The 17,022-nt window shown below is 40.7% G+C and carries 13 protein-coding genes; 8 read left to right on the forward strand and 5 right to left on the reverse strand.

What is annotated here, in order from left to right:
* The first annotated feature begins 22 nt into the window (after positions 1 to 22).
* The 4 genes from H4075_RS06955 (at position 23) to H4075_RS21805 (ending at position 2,262) form a co-directional block, all read left to right on the forward strand.
* A complete protein-coding gene (locus H4075_RS06955) occupies positions 23 to 370 on the forward strand; it encodes a cupin domain-containing protein (RefSeq protein ID WP_182805399.1) in 348 nt (115 codons plus the stop codon).
* Positions 367 to 1,326 carry a ring-cleaving dioxygenase gene (locus tag H4075_RS06960; protein ID WP_182805400.1) on the forward strand — a complete coding sequence of 320 codons (960 nt, stop codon included), beginning with the start codon at positions 367 to 369 and terminating at the stop codon, positions 1,324 to 1,326. The genes H4075_RS06955 and H4075_RS06960 overlap by 4 nt, the downstream gene beginning before the upstream one ends.
* Positions 1,326 to 1,937 (forward strand): alpha/beta hydrolase, encoded by a 612-nt coding sequence (locus H4075_RS06965; protein WP_182805402.1) that lies wholly within the window; start codon positions 1,326 to 1,328, stop codon positions 1,935 to 1,937. The genes H4075_RS06960 and H4075_RS06965 overlap by 1 nt, the downstream gene beginning before the upstream one ends.
* Before the next feature lie 127 nt (positions 1,938 to 2,064).
* Positions 2,065 to 2,262: a GNAT family N-acetyltransferase gene (locus H4075_RS21805; protein WP_407657661.1), complete on the forward strand. Its 198-nt coding sequence runs from the start codon at positions 2,065 to 2,067 to the stop codon at positions 2,260 to 2,262.
* 920 nt (positions 2,263 to 3,182) lie between these two features.
* On the opposite strand, the gene H4075_RS06975 is transcribed toward H4075_RS21805, so the two are convergent.
* A complete protein-coding gene (locus H4075_RS06975) occupies positions 3,183 to 4,244 on the reverse strand; it encodes a hypothetical protein (protein ID WP_182805406.1) in 1,062 nt (353 codons plus the stop codon).
* A gap of 591 nt (positions 4,245 to 4,835) precedes the next feature.
* Between H4075_RS06975 and H4075_RS06980 the strand changes: the two genes are divergently transcribed.
* A complete protein-coding gene (locus tag H4075_RS06980) occupies positions 4,836 to 8,597 on the forward strand; it encodes a cache domain-containing protein (RefSeq protein WP_182805408.1) in 3,762 nt (1,253 codons plus the stop codon).
* Between the two features lie 231 nt (positions 8,598 to 8,828).
* Here H4075_RS06980 and H4075_RS06985 read toward each other — a convergent pair whose 3' ends face one another.
* The 4 genes from H4075_RS06985 to H4075_RS07000 all read right to left on the reverse strand — a co-directional run bounded on the left by H4075_RS06985 (position 8,829) and on the right by H4075_RS07000 (position 12,497).
* Positions 8,829 to 11,012, reverse strand: a complete 2,184-nt coding sequence (locus tag H4075_RS06985; RefSeq protein WP_255460380.1) for a multicopper oxidase domain-containing protein — start codon at positions 11,010 to 11,012, stop codon at positions 8,829 to 8,831.
* 5 nt (positions 11,013 to 11,017) lie between these two features.
* A complete protein-coding gene (locus H4075_RS06990) occupies positions 11,018 to 11,500 on the reverse strand; it encodes a DUF3347 domain-containing protein (RefSeq protein ID WP_182805410.1) in 483 nt (160 codons plus the stop codon).
* A gap of 59 nt (positions 11,501 to 11,559) precedes the next feature.
* Positions 11,560 to 11,778, reverse strand: coding sequence for a heavy-metal-associated domain-containing protein (locus H4075_RS06995; RefSeq protein ID WP_182805412.1), 219 nt, complete (start codon positions 11,776 to 11,778; stop codon positions 11,560 to 11,562).
* A gap of 143 nt (positions 11,779 to 11,921) precedes the next feature.
* Entirely contained in the window at positions 11,922 to 12,497 is a 576-nt protein-coding gene (locus H4075_RS07000; RefSeq protein WP_255460381.1) for a helix-turn-helix domain-containing protein, read from the reverse strand.
* Positions 12,498 to 12,642: 145 nt separating this feature from the next.
* On the opposite strand from H4075_RS07000, the gene H4075_RS07005 reads away from it, so the two are divergent.
* The 3 genes from H4075_RS07005 to H4075_RS07015 all read left to right on the forward strand — a co-directional run bounded on the left by H4075_RS07005 (position 12,643) and on the right by H4075_RS07015 (position 16,663).
* Positions 12,643 to 13,194 carry an AraC family transcriptional regulator gene (locus H4075_RS07005; RefSeq protein ID WP_182805414.1) on the forward strand — a complete coding sequence of 184 codons (552 nt, stop codon included), beginning with the start codon at positions 12,643 to 12,645 and terminating at the stop codon, positions 13,192 to 13,194.
* A gap of 92 nt (positions 13,195 to 13,286) precedes the next feature.
* Positions 13,287 to 15,557: a heavy metal translocating P-type ATPase gene (locus H4075_RS07010; RefSeq protein WP_182805416.1), complete on the forward strand. Its 2,271-nt coding sequence runs from the start codon at positions 13,287 to 13,289 to the stop codon at positions 15,555 to 15,557.
* A gap of 95 nt (positions 15,558 to 15,652) precedes the next feature.
* The gene (locus H4075_RS07015) at positions 15,653 to 16,663 is read left to right on the forward strand and encodes a zinc-binding dehydrogenase (protein WP_182805418.1); all 1,011 of its coding nucleotides are present in this window, start codon (positions 15,653 to 15,655) and stop codon (positions 16,661 to 16,663) included.
* Positions 16,664 to 17,022: the final 359 nt, after the last annotated feature.

Raw genomic sequence — 17,022 nt, forward strand, 5'->3', positions numbered from 1 at the left:
TATTAATTGATAAACTAGTTTTATGCATTATACCAGAATCTATGCAGACGCCGCCGGTGAAACCCATTTTGAAGATGTGGAAATTCCGTTAACTGATAACGGTGATATTGGTTTTCTTTCAGACAAACAGAATGTATCAACAATGCAGTTCAGAGAAAACAAAGCAGATTATAACTGGAATTTTCATGCAGCTCCGGCAAAGCAATTTATTATTTTGCTGGATGGCGCAATTGAAATAACAACCAGCCTTGGTGAAAACAGAATTTTTTACGCAGGGGAAATATTGTTGGTAGAAGATGTAACCGGCAAAGGGCATAAAACAAAAAACCTGATCAATACCAAACGTAAATCAATTTTTATACAGATATGAACCAATTGATAACAGGGTTGCATCATGTAACAGCAATGGCATCGGATGCTCAGAAAAATGTAGATTTCTATGCGGGACTTTTAGGTCTCAGGATGGTTAAAAAAACAATCAATTTTGATGCACCCGATATATATCATTTATATTACGGTAATGAAGATGGAAGTCCGGGTACGATCATGACATTTTTCCCATTCCCTGGATTAGTCAAAGGAAGAAAAGGAAAGGGGCAGCTGACTGTAACTTCATTTTCAATTCCGGAAAATTCACTTGAATATTGGATGAACCGGTTCAAAAAATTCAACGTTCCATTTGAAGATCCGCAAGAGCGATTTGAGAATGAAAGTTTTATTTACTTTGAAGATGGCGATGGATTGGGTATTGAATTAGTGGCAAACAAAACAGATGAACGGAAAGGGTTTACCTATGGTCAAATTCCCGCCGAACATGCTGTGAAAGGTTTTTACAGTGTTTCGTTAGCAGAAGAAGGTTATGAAAAGACGGCAGGTTTACTAACAGAGCAAATGGATCACAAACTGGTTGCTGAAAAAGGAAACCGCTTTCGTTTTTCTGCCAGTGGAAAGCCTGGTGATTTGGTTGATGTGATTTGCTCCCCAGATTCGTTGCGAGGTTTAGGAGGAAGTGGCACGGTGCATCATGTTGCATTTGCAACAGCAACCGACGAAAGTCAATTAACCTTCAGAGAAAAAGTAAACGGACTCGGAGTTGTAAATACAACACCTGTTTTGGACAGACAATATTTTCATTCAATTTACTTCAGAGAACCCGGAGGTGTTTTGTTTGAAGTGGCAACCAATCCGCCGGGTTTTGCCATTGATGAGCCGAAAGAACATCTTGGTGAATCATTGAAGTTGCCGCCATGGGAAGAGCCGAATCGAGATGTGATTGAAAAATTACTGACACCTGTGGAGGTTGATATTGAAAAATTCAGAGACTGATGCATACATATCATATTATTGAAAAAGGCAGACCGTTACACGAAGCAAATAAAGCGTTGATACTTCTCCATGGCAGGGGAAGTACTGCCGATGATATACTAACTCTTTCAAATGAGTTTTGCGACGATACATTTTATATTGCCGCATCACAGGCTACAGGCAATACCTGGTATCCTTACAGTTTCCTTGTAGATGAGTCACAAAACGAACCGTGGCTTTCCTCCGCAGTAGAAGTGGTGAAAAGATTAATCGATGAAACAAGCCAACACATACCTGTTCATCAAATTTATTTGATGGGATTTTCACAAGGTGCATGTCTCACATTAGAAGTTGCTGCCAGGTATGCACAACAGTATGCAGGTGTTGTTGCTTTTACGGGGGGGCTTATCGGCAAACAGCTGGCGCCTGAAAAATACAAGGGTGATTTCAGAAAAGCGAAAGTCTATATTGGTAACAGTGATATCGATCCGCATGTGCCTGTTATACGTTCAAAAGAATCAAAAAAAATAATGGAAAGTCTTGGAGCTGATGTTACATTGGATGTATTTCCGGGAATGGCACATACCGTCTCAGTGAAAGAAATAAACCGGGTGAAGGAACTCATGTTCTAATAGAGGAATAATAAAAGCTAAAAAGATGGGAAATAATGTGGTCATAAATAATCTGCAAAACCTGCAATTCGAAATTGATCTCGGAGATGAAAAAGCCTATCTGGAATAACGTTGGCACCAGAGAGATCTGGTATTAATGCATACGGTTGTACGGGAAAAATTTGAAGGTAAAAGATTAGCTGGCTTGCTGACTAAAACGGGACTCGAATTTGCGATAACCGAAGGTTTGAAAGTTGTCTTTTACTGCCCCTTCGTCAGCTCGTATATAAAAAGACATCCAGAGTATGAAGAATTAGTAAGTACGAGCGGCGTTAAAAATGAATAGAATGGCATTATTTTATCAATAATATTTGGTTTGCTTGATGATCATGTCGTTCAACCATCCAGATGATTTCCTGCTTTTTCTGCTGCTTTTAACAGCAAATGTTTTTTTGAAATGGATCTATAGGTAAAAGACGGTTATGGTTTTCGAATGCATCATGGGTCAGTTAACGAAAAGTGGATGGATAGACTTTCAAACTGGCTGTTTTAATTTTTTATTATCTATAAATGAATATATCTATATTTGAAACAGTAATGCACAGACGAGATAGCCAAGGGTGCGAAAGAAATGCGTGAAAAAGTTGGTGAGTCATTTAGTGATTCGATATTTTGGAAGCTTATAACAATTTGATTATTATAAAGTTATAGCATATGATTTCGGAGCCGTCCGGTCCGCAAAACGCCACTCAGATTTGAGTGGCGTTTTTGTTTTGATACGGTTTGATGGGCCACGGATGGACACAAATGGACACAGATAAATAAGCCACGAACTACACGGATTTTCACTAATAATCTTCTATCCTTTCCCTTTAATAACAGCACCATGCCATATTAATTGGCCAATCCGTCGACCCGGGGTCTGATATAACCGCTCTCGGGGAGTTAGCATACTAGAGTCCCGAGTTCCACTGCGAGAGACCCGTGTGGACCAATTTTGCAGGGTCATCTCTCAGGGTTTTTTGTAATTGGATACTGGAGTAATGTCTTTATTCGGCCTTAGGCCGGTGTTATTCAACCTCTGGAATCAGAACATAAAAAAATATAAATCCCAAGCTCGACTCCACAAGATCATTATGAAAACAGAAAACTATTTCCCTTTTTTTTCTCAACAACGTCTCCCACTAATATATCATGATGATTTACATGAAGCCGATAGAGACGTTACTGAGAACTGAGGTAGAATTAAGTTGCATATATGCATAGTTAATGACCGTTTGCAGGCGAAACATGATCGATCTTCCAGACCTCGCCGGCGAGACTAACCACATATACATTGTTGCCGATGAACTCCATGGAGGTGGGTTGGTTAAGGCCACTTGCAATTACGCCAAAGCTGCCATCTGCTTTGAGCTTAAGGAGTGCGCCGGTATTTGGCAAGGCAGGTGCTCCTTCCCAGGGACCATCCCAAATGCCCTGTGCGAGAGTATAGAGTGTGTTTCCACCACCAAATTCCACGTCAACAAATAACCCAACATTTAATCCTGCGCCAGAAGCAATTTCTGTTGCGGTGAGCGGCTTTGGTGAGAGGGACATAAGTTTGGCATTCTCAGGCAGATGAGGAATGGGACCGGCTTTGGTGAAGTAGATCTTGTTGCCTCTCTGGGCCAGCCCGGTGGGCACAATATTTCCGAAGGCGATCATTTCAGTGATACCGCCGTTGAGGCTTACATAAAGTATGCGGTTATGGTGCCCATCAGTGACAATGAAACCGTCGTGGTAGGTTTCGAATGCGTACTGCCAGCCTGTGGGCACAAAGAAGTCTGATAACGGGGGATGGGCAACGGACCATTCGCCGATATCGGCTATGATGGTATGGCTATCCGGGCCGTCTACCCGGTAGATGCCTGCAATGTCTTCACCACCAAGATCCTTTGCAACACCGGTAACCAACGCATATGCAGTCCCGCTGCGGAAGACGACATCAATCACTCCACCACCCAGGAAGAACGGGTCTGGGTTTCGCTTTGGTAATCCAGTGGTAAAGAGCGTCATGGCGCCTGTCTTTGGATCTATACGCCAGATGCTGCCGGCAAGCGGTGCGGTAACGTACAAGGCCCCGTCAGTGCCAACGGTACTTCCCTGCAGCTCCTCAAGTCCAGTAACGAGCGGCTCCGGCACACCCGGTTGCATTGACTTTACTTTTGCCACAGAATGATCAACAACGGTATCTTCCGCATTATCCGGAAGAGTTCCTTTTTTGCAGGAAGAAGCGATCATTAGAAGAATTAATCCTGCGACTGCTAATGCATTGGCTGTTCTTTTCATAAAAAATAAATTAATGGTTAAAGAATAAAAATGCCTTGGGCACGAGCGTGAGGAAGTCAGAGGTTGACTATAAAACTAATAGCAAGTTTTAAAAACATCAATACCTATAAATTGGTAGTTCCGCAGGTAATGGAGATGCTTTAACCGACCTCCGTAGTGAAAATTGAAATCCCGTTGCTCATTGCGAGGGAAAGGGGCGTACCGAAGGGCGTGGCGAATTTTCTATAAATGTACCTGCAAGCAAGTCACACATATCTTTTTGCATATAACGCAAATTGTACCTGTGTTGCCAACGGAAAAGGGTGTTTACCACGTTGACAATTAGAAAGCCTGTTTCTATTTTGCCGTTACGTGTCGGCTAACATCGAAATATTCTTTTTATAGAAATCACAATGACGATTCGGAAACAAAAAGCCACATTCTCTAATCGTTGATAAGGAATGCTAACCTTGATGCCGTGAAATACAATATCTAAATGGAAATCCTGAACGCTGTTTCTGCTGCCCTTGAATATGAACGTACCTGCGTTGAAGAAAAGTAATTAGTTGCTCCGGCCTGTATTTTTTCGATCAACTCTTAAATCAACAGGTAATGAATTTTTTACAGGGTGTCAATCAAGTCACAAGAAGATTGAGCATACTGCTGCTCATTGTAGTACTGGTATCAGTTGCATTAGTACTTTATTATTTTAAGTATGTACCCGATAACCGGGAAAGGCTGCAAAAACAAGGATTCCTGATATTGAAACAACATGAAGATGGGCTGCGGCAATCGTTGCAGGATATGACGAACCATTTCTCCAATCAGAATAAGATTAAAAGAAATTGGATCAGCGAACAGGTCAAAAGCAAATTGCCATTACCCGATAATGAAAATGTGGATAATCCGTTCAGCTATGAAATCAGGTATGTAATAAAAAATGGATCTGCACTTCGAAAAGATAGCACAGCCTCTTCACCCATTATACGGTTTCACACAAATGAGCAAACGAAAATAGAATTTGAATTCCGCAGTGATTCCAATCTGATCATATTTGCTATTCCTTTCAATCATTTATTTGAAAAAGTAATTGATCCTGACAGACTTGATTTTTTTCACTCCTATCTTGTTGTTTCCGGTGGAAGAGCAGAGAGCTCATCCGGTAAGAATAAGCAAGTACTTTATCAAAGTACGAGAATATCTACCGCCGGGCTATTACCAACAGACAGCATTGGTAATGCTACTACACAACTGTTGTTTTCTAAAATAGCTGATGTTACAATTGATGGTAATCCTTACAAAGCATTTCTGCTGCCGTTCAAGCTGCAGGAGCAGCAACTTACTCTTACAGGTTTATTACCAGCATCTGAGTATCATCAAAAGCTGCAACGGATTCCTTTTGTGCTCATAAGCAGCCTGCTCTTCATTTTTATTTTTATCCTGATCAGTCTTCCTTATTTGAAAGTTTTTTTTATCAGCCAGGGTGATCGTATCGGTATTACTGATATGACATTGATTGGTCTGAGTCTTTTTGCAGGCACTGCTATTTTGATGATTATTTTTCAACAGGGAATTCGCCACACGGGGGTACGTTTTCGTACCACACATGAATTAAGAAATTTGGGTCAAAAAATTGACAGTAGTTTTCGAGAAGAAATCAGTCGTGCCTATAAAGAATTAAAATTCCTTGACTCTTCACTTCTTCGAGACAATAATGACTCTGCTTATAATAATATGACTGTAAGGGAAAAAAAGGGTAAGGGTGACTATCATTTAAAAGGTCTTGACAAAAATTTATACCTGAATTATGTAATCATGCATTGGTCAGATACTGCCGGCCAACAGGTTTTCAAGAGATCTTTACTGGATAACAATTATAATTTTATAAATCTCAGTCACCGGCAATATTTTAAAGACGTGATCAATCATCATTTGTTCTCTTTTCGTGGTGAAGAGGTTGATTCGTTTTCACTGCAACCGGTGTACAGCATTACAACCAATCAATTTGAAGTAAATCTGGCGATCCCAAGTCGTCATCCGAAATACAGCGTAAAAATGGCTGCCTTGTCACTTTACATGTACAGTGTAATGAATACGATTTTACCCAGGGGTTATGGATTCCATATCATCAACAACGACGGACTGATCCTCTTTCAGTCGGACGGAGATGTTACGTTGCGTGAAAATTTTCTTGACAAGCTGGAAGATCATGGAAACATCCGTGGTACTATTCAAAACAGGTTAAGCCGATTTATTCCCGATCAATACATCAATGATAAACAGTATCATTTATATATCCTGCCGGTGCAGCAATTGCCTTATTATTTGATTGTCTATCGCTGTAATGATTACGATGTAGCTTCTGTAATGCATGTGAGTGCATTTGTGTTGTTTTTTGTAATTGTCTTATATCTACTGTTGTTGCTGTATTGCTTTATTGCCTGGGAAAGCATCGGCAATTCAACCCGGCTGCATCAACGCATCCATCAATACGATTGGATAAAACCTTCAGAAAAATTTGTTGGTTTTTATTTAAGCGCCAATGTTTTTCTTGTTGTATACATTTCGTTTGCCACTGTGTTTACATTACTGTTTGCAAAAAGAGATTCTTCCGCCTGGATCATCGGATTGATGGCTCCGCTATTTGTCGTCTGGACCTTATGCCGTTTTTATCTTCTCAGCAAGAACGGAAAGAGTCTGCAGCAGGGAAAGATAACCACAAACCTTCCTGGCTTGCTGCATCCGGTTAATGTAACAGCGTTGGTTCTGCTATTGCTGATAACATTGGCGTACTTCCAGGTAGAGCAGAAAGAATCGATGAGGCGTTGTGTCATTGTATTTGAGGTGCTCAGTTTCATTCCACTGCTATTTACACGATTGAAAAAAAACAGTCGCATATACGTTTCGAAAAGTACTTCACACGCACAGCCTGTTTATGCTGCAAATATTTTTCGGTTACGTAAGAGGATTTTTCATGTTAAAATGATTTATTGCTATAGTCTTTTTTGGTTCCTGGCAGTTATGGCTGTTTCTGTTTTTCCGGTTTTTTGTTTTATTCGATATGCTCAGGACGCAGAGATTGGGCAACAGATAAAAACTGACCAGCTATCACTTGCGGCTAAAACAGAAAAACGGCTTTCAACATTTGGCTGGCTGGATAAAATTGTGACAGGGCGAAACTTACAAAGCGATACAACTGCGTTCAAATTGCGTGTAGACAGCGCCATCAACTCGCTTTTATTCAGTAAAGGCATTTACGGTGGAGATTCGGTCGTATTAACAGATTCGGTTATTAAACGAAATGATACTCTACCATACCAATCGGTCTTTTATGAGAAAATGACCAGGAATTTTAACTGGGGGTACAGATCGTTGAGTACAATATTACCTGATGAGGATACAGCATTCGATCAACAATGGTTTAGAAACGATCTTTCGGAGTCAAACAGCCGGCAAATGATACTGTACAGTTCCCTGAAACCGGAAAACCTTAATCAGGGAATATTAGCTAACCGGAGTGCGATACGGATTAAAACATCCCGGCCAACTTTCATGAAGTATTACCATATGAATGGCCTGTTGCCTGAAGGGTTGATCTGGCTTAGCGGTATTTTTTGCCTGGTATTTTTTTATCGGCTCATCACAGCGATCACAAAACGTTTATTCCCGCAATGGGACATTAGTATTCCTCAGGCCAGGCAGGAGGTTGATTGTGCGCAAACAAACGTTGACGATCTCATTTGCCAAACACTTAAGAAAAACTGGGGCGAGGTGTACACAGGTATTAGTGAGGTGCTGAAAAAACAACACCTGGAGAATAACGAAAGTTATCAACTGCTTAGAAAAAAATGGGAAGAAGAATATCATGATGAACACGTGACAGAAAGAACGGCTGCGAAAAAGGAATTTATGATCCTGTTTAATCAGTATCATTTATCAGTACTATATAAAAAGTTATGGGATGGCTGTACTGATAATGAAAAGTTTTTTCTGTTTGATTTGAGCAGGGATGGATTTATCAACCCGAAGGATGTTCAATTGGTTCACCAACTATTATTCAAAGGACTACTGGTAAAGAGCGATCTTGGAACAGGCGGATTAAAAATGATCAGCGTCAGTTTTCGAAATTTTATCCTCGAAAAAAATGGAGATGCGGAAATTTCAAAACTGAAATCTGAATTTCATCAGCAGGGAACGTGGAGTAAGGTTCGCACGCCGGTACTCATTACCATCGCTGTTGTTTGCATATTTTTATTTATTACCCAGGAAGATCTGATGCAGCGCATAGCGGCATTGATTCCAACATTGACTGCACTATTTGGATTAGGAGGACTTCTGTTAGGATCAAGATCAGCGGCAGGCAATGCGAAATGAATGTATGGTTGATTATACGAATGGGCTGGTTTTTGCCAGCCCATTTGTAAATGATAGCCATCTGTTTCCAGGAACATTTGACACAATTATTTTCTGAATTTCTCAGGATAGTAGGAAAAGTTGACCATAAAATATTGCTGTAAAGCATTCTTGTTTTTAGTTATTGTAATAACCTAAACTTCGTCGGAATTTTTTAGTTTATGATTTGATATAAATTGGAAAGAAGTTATCCTAATAAGTTATCGTCAATCCAGCACCTAACCCCATATCACTATCATAATGTGTAGAAAGAGAAATATATTTCGTTAAGATATACCGTAGCCCCGCCATATACTCCTTATCGCTGTTCGCCATAAAATTGAAACGCAGCCTGCTGCTAACCGGGATGTCTTCTCTGCCTAATTGTACACGCAGTTTTCCTTCAGTGTCTATCCTCGCATCTGCTCTTACCATCATGGGCAACGTGTATTGGAAACCGAAGCAAACAACTCCACGCTTATCTTTTGTATTCAATTGCCCGAAAAGATTTTTCTCGACTTCGCCGTGTTTACGATAGCGCCAGTCGAAACCAACATAAGGCATCAGCCATTGGTTTCGACCAATCAAACGACCGATGTGTAATTCATTTTCAAATCCTTTTTCGGAAGTTAACCCGAGTCGCCATTCGTTTTGTATCATCCAGCGTGTGTTGGAGTACATGATCTCGCCGTCGCTGCCGGTACTTTCTAAGCCAACCTGTGCCGAGAAATACATTCTACGATCATCATGATAAACTTTCCGCAACGCTTTCTTCGGATCAGGTAATTGCGGATTAGGAGGTGTGTTTTCATAAGTAAAGATGCGACCCATTCCACTCATCATGTGATATAGAATATGACAATGAAAATACCAGTCGCCATATTTTTCTGAAGCATGAAATTCGATGGTGTCGGTTTCCATTGGCATAATATCAAGTACAGTTTTCAATGGGGAATAGTCACCTTGACCGTTTAGTGTGCGGAAAAAATGCCCATGTAAATGCATGGGGTGGCGCATCATTGAATTGTTGGTTAAAATAATCCGGATGTTCTCACCATGCTTGATGAGTATTTTATCTGACTCAGAAATTGTTTTATTATCCATCGTCCACACATACCTTGTCATATTGCCGGTAAGTTCAAACTTCAATTCACGGAAGGGCACATCTGGTAAGGTTGTTTTCTTCGGTGCCTTCAACATGGCATAATTAAGTGTAACGATTGATTTGTTGCTGTCAACAATTTCAGGATACATCACCGTATTCATATCCATCTGTTGCAAACTCATGTTCATATCCATGTCATTCATACTTCCATCCATATTCATCATGTCATTCATCATCTTCATGCCTTCAAAATATTTTAAACGGGGCATGGCACCTGCTGCATGCTTTGATCCGCTGCCTAGCCAGAGTGATGTGCTCCTGGTGCGGTCTTCTGATGTTGACAATAATTCATAACTGCCGTCTTCGGGTATTGTAACGATTACATCATACGTTTCGGAAACACCCACAATAAAGCGATCTACTTCCACCGGCTCAACTTCTGCGCCGTCATTTGCAACAACACTCATTTTTCCGCCTGCAAACTGTACCCAGAAATAAGTTGATGAACTCCCGTTGATGATACGCAACCGAACTTTATCACCAGCTTTATACTGTTTTTTCTCTTCCGTTACATTTCCATTTGTGAAGAGTGCATCGTAATATACATCGCTCACATCCATAGCCAGCATGCGTTTCCATTCGTTCGTGATCTTTACGCCGAGTCTTTTTTCCTTCAACGCCTGCAGGTAATCCTGTGTTGCTTTCTTTTTAATGGCATACCAATCGGTAGCATAGTGCAACGAACGTTCTACCTGGTTGGGATTTTCATTTGTCCAATCGCTGAGCAGCACCACTTCTTCAGCTATAGCTTGTTTTTCTTTTTCATGAATAACAATTGCACCATACATGCCGCTTTGTTCCTGCAGCATAGTATGTGAATGATACCAATAGGTGCCATGTTGTACAATGGGAAAACGAAAAATATGTGTGCTGTGGTCTTTAATTGGTGCTGTTGTTAAGTACGGTACACCATCCTGTTCGTTCGGCAAGATCAAACCATGCCAGTGAATAGATGTTTCCATATGCATCTTGTTGTGCACATGAATTTCAGCCGTATCACCTTCTGTAAAATAAAGCGTTGGTGCCGGGATGGTTCCGTTAATGGCAACAGCTTTCGCTTTCTTGCCTGTGTAGTTAACAATTGTATCGGTTACATACAAGTGATAAACAATCTTGTTGCCGTGTCTTGTCATAAACGGCTCTTTTGCAGTTGTTGCTTTTTGCATGCCATGTTGTGCACTTGTTTGCATAACGAATAAGATAGCGGCAAAAAGACTGTAGATCGGTTTCATGTTGCTTATTGTTTAATCGTTTCTTTTACGTTTCCACAGGTAAGCATTTTGTTTCCATAGTATGGATTTTTGATAGCTTTATCAGCACTTAACCAGTACGATTTTTTCATAGGACAGTAATCAACATAAATTTCTTTATCTGACATTGAGGTTGCTTTTGCCACACTGATCATATTGTTCGACAGAGAAGAAAATAGCTCCCGTTGTTTGCTAAGATCATTTGTTGCGTTAATGGCAGCAGCATCGGTCAACAGCTTTTGCCGGAATGGTTCAAACACTTTTAATTCAGCAGCAGTAGCCGAGGAATTATCTACAGCTGCTACAGCTGTTTTAAATTCAGCGGCTGCAGAAGAAACTGTAGTACTGTTGCCGGCAACAAGCTCGTTTTTTATTTTGTAGTAAGCATTCAATACAGCATTAAGCGATTTGCTTTGTGCCGATGTTGCTGTTGTAAATAAAACTGCAAGAACAAAAAATAGAGATTTCATAATCATACAATTGTTGTGAAAGAAAGAAGTATAGCCGGTATGTTTACCAGCTATACTGTTTACTGTTGCACAGGCTCAGCTTTATAGCCTGCTTCTGTTACTGCTTTAACGACGTCGCTGGTAGTTATAGCTTCATCTGTTTCAATACGAAGGATCTTGTCAGGATTCGTAATGTCTACCTCCCAATTATCCTTGCCTGCTACCTGATCAAGAAAAGGAGTTGCTTTTGCAATGCAACCTGAGCACTTAATGTTTGTTTTGAATGTTAATGCGTCCATCTTTCAAAAGTTTAATCGTTCAATCATATTGCCGGCTTAGTGCCGGTTTGTTTACGATGTAAAATTAGAAAGAGGAGGAGGGCTGCCCGTTACATAATAAGGAGGGGGATGTATATAATTTCGGGACGGAACCGAATACGGGCTTAGTCCGTGATCTTATCGAGAGGTTTGCGTTTGTTTTCTTTCAGTTGTTTGAAATGTGACGGCGTTAAGCCTGTTACTTTTTTAAACTGTTGCGAAAGATGTTGTGTGCTGCTGTAACCCATTTCAAAGGCAATTTCGCTGAGATTCTTTTCGTCGTACATCAGCAGTTCTTTTACTTTTTCAATGCGTTGGAGAATGGCATACTTCTCAATGGTAATACCTTCTACCGATGAAAACAGGCTGCTGAGGTAATGGTAATCCATGCCGATCTTTTCTTCCAGCATGGCCGATAGTTTCAGGTTAAATTCATCGGCATCCTTGCCATGTATGAGCGATACAATAACCGTCTTAATGCGATCTACGATTTTCGCTTTCTTATCGTCCAGTAACTCAAAACCTTGCTGCTGCAGCATTGTCCGCAGTTTTTCCAGTTGCATTGCATCAGGCTCTTCATTCAGCTCCACCTGGCCCAATTGAATATTTTTGTAGGAAAGCTGCAACTCATCAAATTGCTGCCTTACCACCATAACACAACGGTCGCACACCATGTTTTTTATATGCAGAATTGCTGACATTTCATTACAAATATAATCACAGAATGGGAACATACCAGCATCCGCCCTGCCAAGCAGAACAACAGATTATATACATTTTACAGCAAATCATATAACAGTACCCGCTGTTGTGTTTTTTTACTTTGTTGTACCAAATCAAAATGCTATGCAACAAACAGTTTTTATCAAAGGGATGGTTTGCAACCGCTGCATTACCACCGTTACTCAGGAACTGCAACAACTGGGTATTGAACTGGATGAAGTAAACCTGGGCGAAGTAAAAATTGCGGTACATGCCCCCTTTACTGATTATGATGGGCTGAATAAAAAGCTGGCTCCGCTTGGGTTTAGTGTTTTGGAAAACAAGCGCAGCAAACTCGTAAAAGAGGTGAAGCAAATTGCAGCAGAAGTCTACTCGGGCGAGTTTGATTTTCCGCATCATTTTCGTTTTTCTGATCTGCTGGCGCAGAGATTGGAGAAAGAATATGACTTCATCAGTCAGCAATTCTCAGCTGAGGAAGGAACGACCATTGAGAAATTCGTCATTGATTACCGTATTGAAAAAATAAAGGAAATGCTGGTGTACACTTCGCTCACACTGGCTGATATTTCTTTTCAGCTGGGGTTCAGCAGCGTAGCACATTTGTCCCGTCAGTTTAAACAGCAAACAGGATTAAATCCATCTCATTTTAAAACAATGAGGCACAGCCGTGGCTAAGCATTCTGCGCATGTGGAATTATATACATCCCGGTACTAATAGTATAACAGCAAACGGGAGAACGCAAATTAACTTTGTACAAAGAAATTTTATGAAACAGGAAACGCTCCATAAGAAATCAGCTTCTACAAAAACAAAAAGCACAACACTCGTGAAAGAAACATTCCCCGTGCTTGAAATGACTTGCGCAGCATGTGCGGTTAGTGTTGAGTCAATGCTGAAGTCAGTTGAAGGCGTTAAAGATGCAGGTGTAAATTTTGCCAACCAGGATGCATGGGTTGAATATGATCCTGCCGTTGCAACGCCTGAACAATTCCAGGAAACCATCCGTTCAATTGGTTACGACATCATTATTGAGAAAGAAAATCAAGAAGAGATAAAAGAAGCTGCACAGCAAAAACATTATGAAGCAGTAAAGCAGCGTACGATCTGGTCTTCCATTTTATCACTGCCTATTGTTATTATCGGCATGTTCTTTATGGATATGCCGTATGGCAATTATATTATGATGGCGCTTGCCACACCGGTTGTATTTTACTTTGGTCGTAGCTTTTTTGTGAATGCCTGGAAACAGGCAAGTCATGGAAAAGCGAACATGGATACATTGGTTGCATTGAGTACCGGGATTGCCTGGCTCTTTAGTGCGTTTAATACCTTCTTCCCCGAGTTCTGGCATGCACGTGGTTTGCATGCACATGTTTATTTTGAAGCAGCAGCAGTAGTGATTGCATTTATATCGTTGGGAAAAATGCTGGAGGAAAAAGCAAAGTCAAATACATCATCTGCCATTAAAAAATTAATGGGCCTTCAGCCAAAAACAGTTACGCTGATGCTGGAAGATGGACATACACAGGAATTACCTGTGAGCCAGGTGAAAAAGAATTTTGTTTTATTGGTAAAGCCGGGTGAAAAAATTCCGGTTGATGGTGAAGTTACAGGCGGCGAATCTTTTGTAGATGAGAGTATGATCACCGGTGAACCTATACCCGTTGAAAAGAATACCGGGGATAAAGTATTTGCAGGTACCATTAACCAGAAGGGAAGCTTCCGCTTTCGTGCAGAAAAAGTTGGGGCTGAAACCTTGCTCTCACAAATTATTAAAATGGTGCAGGAAGCGCAGGGCAGCAAGGCACCCGTACAAAAACTCGTAGATAAAATTGCAGGCATCTTTGTGCCGATCGTCATTGGCATTTCTATTCTCACGTTTATTGCCTGGATGTTGTTTGGTGGCGAAAATGCATTTACACATGCGCTGTTAACAGCTGTAACAGTATTGGTGATTGCTTGTCCTTGTGCACTCGGCTTAGCTACACCCACAGCTATTATGGTTGGTGTTGGTAAAGGTGCTGAGCATAACATTCTTATTAAAGATGCAGAAAGCCTTGAGCTTGCACACAAAGTGGATGCAATCATCCTCGATAAAACAGGTACTATCACAGAAGGTAAACCGGAAGTAAGTGATGTGCTGTTTGATCAAAGCGCCAGCATAGGAAAATTAAAATCGATTTTATTAGCAATCGAAATGCAATCGGAACATCCGCTTGCTGAAGCGGTAGTACGTTTCCTCCAAAAAGAAAAAACAGCTCCCGTTTCGCTTGAACAAATTGATAGTATTACTGGTAAAGGCGTTGCTGCACGTTATGATGGTAAGCAATATTTTGTGGGTAATGCCAGGTTGCTGCAGGAAAAAGCAATTAAAATAGCCGAGCAGTTTGTAAAACGTACCAACGAACTGCAGGAACAGGCAAAAACTGTTGTAGCGTTTGCTGAAAATGACAAAGTAGTGGCTGTGATTGCTATTGCTGACAAGATCAAGGCAAGTTCAAAAACCGCAATTGAAACATTGCAGAAAAAGGGAATTGAAGTGTATATGCTTACCGGGGATAATAAACAAACGGCGGCAGCTATTGCCAAAGAAGTTGGATTAAAAGAATATAAAGCAGAAGTAATGCCTGCAGATAAAGCAGCTTTTGTGCAACTGTTACAGCAACAGGGAAAAGTGGTGGCAATGGTTGGTGATGGTATAAACGACAGTCATGCGTTGGCACAGGCCGATGTAAGTATTGCAATGGGTAAAGGAAGCGATATTGCAATGGATGTAGCAAAGATGACATTGATCACTTCTGATCTTAACAGTATTCCAAAGGCATTAAATCTATCGAGAAAAACAGTGAACACCATCAAACAGAATTTATTCTGGGCATTTATTTATAACCTCATTGGTATTCCTATTGCAGCGGGTGTATTGTATCCCGTCAACGGTTTCTTGCTTGATCCAATGATTGCAGGTGCTGCAATGGCATTGAGTAGTGTAAGTGTTGTGAGTAACAGTCTCCGTTTAAAGTATTCATCGTTGTCGTAAGGCAAAATAGAACTCTTTCTAATAATCAAACAGCGCTGTATTATTCCCAGGCTGTCAAACAGAAGCTTTAATTCTGAAAAAACCAAATGAGAAAAATGAAAGCTGTATTATTCAAATCAAAAGATATTCCTCTTGCAGTTTCTGAGGTGGCAAAGCCAACTCCCGGAAAAAACGAAGTGCTGATTCAATTACATTATGCTGCTTTGAATCATCGTGACATATGGATATGGAAAGAAAAAGTGCTTGACCAGGAGCTGATCCCCGGTTCTGACGGTAGTGGAGTTGTCGTTGCAGTTGGTGAAGAAGTCGATACTACGCTCATTGGAAAAGAGGTAGTGATCAATCCCAGTATGTATTGGGGTGACGACAGCCGTTTCGCCGGTGAATCTTACGAGATATTGGGGAATCCCTCCAACGGAACATTTGCAGAGTATATAAAAATTGATGAATCGTTTGTGCATGAAAAGCCTGCTCATTTATCGTTAAAAGAAGCTGCTGCACTTCCCCTGGCTGCACTTACTGCTTACCGTGCATTGTTTACAAAAGCAAAAATTACGGCTAATGATACTGTTTTAGTTACCGGTATTGGCGGAGGAGCTGCTTTGTTTTTATTACAAATGGCCATTGCAGCTGGCGCTTCGGTGTATGTAACGTCTTCATCCGAAAAAAAGATAAACCAGGCAATTCAATTAGGCGCAACCGGCGGCTTTAACTATAAAGATCCGGAGTGGACGCTCAAAGTAAAAAACACGATCGGTTCCTTTGATGTTATAGTTGACAGTGCGGGCGGCGACGGCTTTGCATTACTTACGGAGATTGCAGGCCAAGCTGCAAGAATTGTTCTGTTTGGGAGAACAGCAGGCGACATTAATCATCTTAAGCCATCCGTAATTTTTAATAAGCAGTTGTCGATAACGGGAACCATGATGGGCACCCATGAAGAATTTAAAGCAATGCTTAGCTATTATTCTGAACATAATTTAAAACCGGTGGTCGATAAAGCGTTCCAGCTTAATGAAATAAATGATGCTGCGGCTTACATGAAATCCGGAGAACATTTTGGCAAGATCATCTTTTCAATAATCTCATTTCAAAATAAAGCGTAAGTAGTATGAAAGGTTAAAGAATATGGCAAGTTGATAGGTTTTGTGATTTTTAATTTAGCCCTGCAGAATGCGGGGCTTTTTTATTAATCGGTTTAATTATATACAATATCCTGCCTATAGTGCAACGAAAACACTTCTTTGCCATTGTAGCTTTGAATTGTGATTATGGTTGAAGGGAAAAGGAAGAACTTAAGCCAGTTTATTTTTTTCGTTAACAGCCGGTGCAACATTTGTACAGCAAAACAGCAGTTGTGTAGCCCGGCGAAGAAAGGTAAACAGCGATTTTGAACAGTAGCAGTAAACCGCTTGCCTTCTGTTTTGGTGACTATTTTAAAATCTTGGTAAACACCAAGAACCAA

It is taken from the genome of Lacibacter sediminis, from assembly GCF_014168535.1.
Classification (GTDB): domain Bacteria; phylum Bacteroidota; class Bacteroidia; order Chitinophagales; family Chitinophagaceae; genus Lacibacter; species Lacibacter sediminis.

Coding starts and splice junctions, on each gene's coding strand:
- H4075_RS06955 (WP_182805399.1), top strand. CDS start 23: ATGCATTATACCAGAATCTATGCAGACGCCGCCGGTGAAACCCATTTT.
- H4075_RS06960 (WP_182805400.1), top strand. CDS start 367: ATGAACCAATTGATAACAGGGTTGCATCATGTAACAGCAATGGCATCG.
- H4075_RS06965 (WP_182805402.1), top strand. CDS start 1,326: ATGCATACATATCATATTATTGAAAAAGGCAGACCGTTACACGAAGCA.
- H4075_RS06975 (WP_182805406.1), bottom strand. CDS start 4,244: ATGAAAAGAACAGCCAATGCATTAGCAGTCGCAGGATTAATTCTTCTA.
- H4075_RS06980 (WP_182805408.1), top strand. CDS start 4,836: ATGAATTTTTTACAGGGTGTCAATCAAGTCACAAGAAGATTGAGCATA.
- H4075_RS06985 (WP_255460380.1), bottom strand. CDS start 11,012: ATGAAACCGATCTACAGTCTTTTTGCCGCTATCTTATTCGTTATGCAA.
- H4075_RS06990 (WP_182805410.1), bottom strand. CDS start 11,500: ATGAAATCTCTATTTTTTGTTCTTGCAGTTTTATTTACAACAGCAACA.
- H4075_RS06995 (WP_182805412.1), bottom strand. CDS start 11,778: ATGGACGCATTAACATTCAAAACAAACATTAAGTGCTCAGGTTGCATT.
- H4075_RS07000 (WP_255460381.1), bottom strand. CDS start 12,497: ATGTCAGCAATTCTGCATATAAAAAACATGGTGTGCGACCGTTGTGTT.
- H4075_RS07005 (WP_182805414.1), top strand. CDS start 12,643: ATGCAACAAACAGTTTTTATCAAAGGGATGGTTTGCAACCGCTGCATT.
- H4075_RS07010 (WP_182805416.1), top strand. CDS start 13,287: ATGAAACAGGAAACGCTCCATAAGAAATCAGCTTCTACAAAAACAAAA.
- H4075_RS07015 (WP_182805418.1), top strand. CDS start 15,653: ATGAAAGCTGTATTATTCAAATCAAAAGATATTCCTCTTGCAGTTTCT.